At 34.7% G+C, this 2,610-nt stretch carries 3 protein-coding genes; 1 reads left to right on the top strand and 2 read right to left on the bottom strand.

All coding sequences use genetic code 11. The annotated features are described in order from the left end of the window. Positions 1-241: 241 nt before the first annotated feature. Entirely contained in the window at positions 242-703 is a 462-nt protein-coding gene (locus AC3WVA_RS29230) for a hypothetical protein (protein ID WP_000040563.1), read from the bottom strand. Then, complete coding sequence (locus tag AC3WVA_RS29225) at positions 703-897, bottom strand: helix-turn-helix transcriptional regulator (RefSeq protein WP_000956452.1); 195 nt, start codon at positions 895-897, stop codon at positions 703-705. Before AC3WVA_RS29225 ends, AC3WVA_RS29230 begins: the two co-directional genes overlap by 1 nt. 165 nt (positions 898-1,062) lie before the next feature. Here AC3WVA_RS29225 and AC3WVA_RS29220 point away from each other — a divergent pair, with 165 nt between their 5' ends. Then, positions 1,063-2,493: an IS4 family transposase gene (locus AC3WVA_RS29220; protein WP_492322428.1), complete on the top strand. Its 1,431-nt coding sequence runs from the start codon at positions 1,063-1,065 to the stop codon at positions 2,491-2,493. Positions 2,494-2,610 lie beyond the last annotated feature (117 nt).

Raw genomic sequence — 2,610 nt, 5'->3', positions numbered from 1 at the left:
ACCCCATGCCCATCAAGCTAACAAGAACGAGTTACCCCAAAACAATAAAAATAAACTTGGTTACCATAAAAAACATCACGTTTTCATTCTGAAAGCATTATAGAAGTTTAACCTAATGATTATATAGTTGATACTGATTATTAAAAAAATGTAATTAGATTAATCGCTACATCAATAAAGATAATTTAAATAAAAAAACACCCTTCATTAATAACTAATGAAGGGTGTTTTGTATTAATCATTACAATTCATCTTCTTCAACTTTTTTACTGTTATACTTACTATATCCATATATACATAATCCAAAAAATACTCCGCCTATACTATTTATAGTAAGATCCTTCATGGTAATTGCTTCTCCAGAAGGTAAATATGTTAATAAAGTAAATACAATGAAGAAAATAAATCCCGAGAATATCGAATTACGAACTAACATTTTATTATTTGATGTATAACGTATATATATTTTTTTGATTCGCATCATTATAACGATATAAAATGATGTTGTTAATAAAATAATTAAGGCTAGAATGCCAAGTGATGTAATTTCTTTGTTTAAAATTAAATCATATAGCATAGCTCCAAAACAGATGAAAAGAGCTAGCATCCCAGCGTTTGCCATTATTTCGAAGGCTGTATTTTGTTCTCGTTCATCAACAGAAGTACCTCTACCAAAAATATATAATTTTAGTAACTTAGACATTAATCTTCCTCCCAAAATAAATCATTTAATGTAACACCTAAACTTTTGCAAATCTCAATACATAATTTCAAAGATGGGTTGTATTCGCCTTTTTCTATTAGACCGATTGTCTGTCTACTTACATTTGTTATTTTTGCTAATTCCCCCTGTGTCATACCCTTTTCAAGTCGAATTCGCTTTACTTTGGTAAGCATATTAGAAGCCCCCAATACATTTATTTCCTTTGTAATATATATGTTACATTAGTTAAATATATGTGTCAATAGCTAGGGGTTTTAACAACTTTATAAATTTGTATCTATATAATCAAAAAAACGCTATTCTTTTTGTAGAAATATACAGAAAGGATGGCGTTTTTGATGAATCCTATCATTTCCAATAAACTGAATCTTTTCGCACAAGAGCTACAATACTTTTTATCTCCAATAGTCCTACAAGATATCGCCAAACAAGTTGGTTTTGTACAGCGATCTAGTAAGTATCAAGCAAACGAACTCATTGCCCTTTGCGTATGGCTCAGTCAAGAAATCGCTAGCACATCGCTTACACAATTGTGCAGTCAGTTAGAAGCCTCAACTGGGGTACTGATGAGCTCAGAAGGATTGAACCAACGCTTTAATCCAGCAGCTGTCGCATTTCTTCGAGAAGTCTTTACTTCTCTTCTCACACAAAAACTCTGTTCAAATCACTCGCTTTCTGCACACATGATCTCTACTTTCAATCGTATCCGTATTTTAGATGCGACAGTGTTTCAACTGCCTGATCATTTCGCCACTAACTATCAAGGTTCAGGCGGGAGTAGTAATACGGCAGGCGTGAAAATCCAATTGGAATATGATTTACTTAGTGGTCAATTTCTTAACGTGCAGCTTGGACCAGGAAAGAATAATGATAAAACATACGGTACCATCTGCCTTGAAACCGTAGAGGCGGGTGATTTGTGTTTACGTGATCTTGGTTACTTCGATTTAGGAGACTTACAAACTATTCATGATAAAGAGGCTTACTATATCTCGCGGTTGAAGCTGAATACACGCATTTATATCAAGAACCCTGAGCCAGAATACTTCAACAACGGCACGTTAAAAAAGCAAACAGAATACATCCAGCTTGATATGGCACAAATGATGTCGGGTCTAATCCCAGGTGAAACGATAGAAATCCCCGAGGCATACATTGGCCAAAATCAGAAGCTTCCAGCACGTGTCATTTTCCATCGTTTAACCGATGATCAAACGCAAACACGCCTGAAAAACCAAGCGATACGTGAAAAGAAAAAAGGCATCGTCATGAAGGAGAAAAGTAAACGTTTAATGGGTATGAATGTATATATCACGAATACGTCTCTAGAAGGAGTACCAACGAACTACGTGCACTCATTGTATTCACTTCGTTGGCAGATTGAAATTTTGTTTAAAACGTGGAAGTTATTTTTTGAAATTGATGAATGTAAAAATATTAAAAGAGAACGCCTAGAGTGCCATTTATATGGACAACTCATCGGCATTCTCCTCTGTTCTTCTACGATGTTTCAAATGCGACAGTTTCTGCTTGAAAAGACAAAGCAGGAGCTGAGTGAATACAAAGCGATTTATATGATTAAAGATTACTTTCCGTTACTGTTTCAAGCGATAGCCGTTGGCACAGAAGAAATTTTAAAAATTCTGCATCGTCTTTATCTGCTGCTCAAAAAGAACGGTCGTAAATGTCATCGGTATAAGAAAATGACCGTCTTTGATATTCTAGGGATTGTGTATAAAACGACGGTGAAGCATAGACAATCTGCCTAGCGAAAAAATCACGTTTTAATAGGCTTCTTTAGCATGCCTACTTTTCTATCAATTGCTAGTTTTGAAACAAGGATCGTTTCTTATCTAGTAATTTACTTGGTTAGCTTGATGGGCATG

Source organism: Bacillus sp. EB106-04-02-XG92, assembly GCF_058791995.1.
This window is presented reverse-complemented; position numbering and strand designations above follow the sequence as displayed.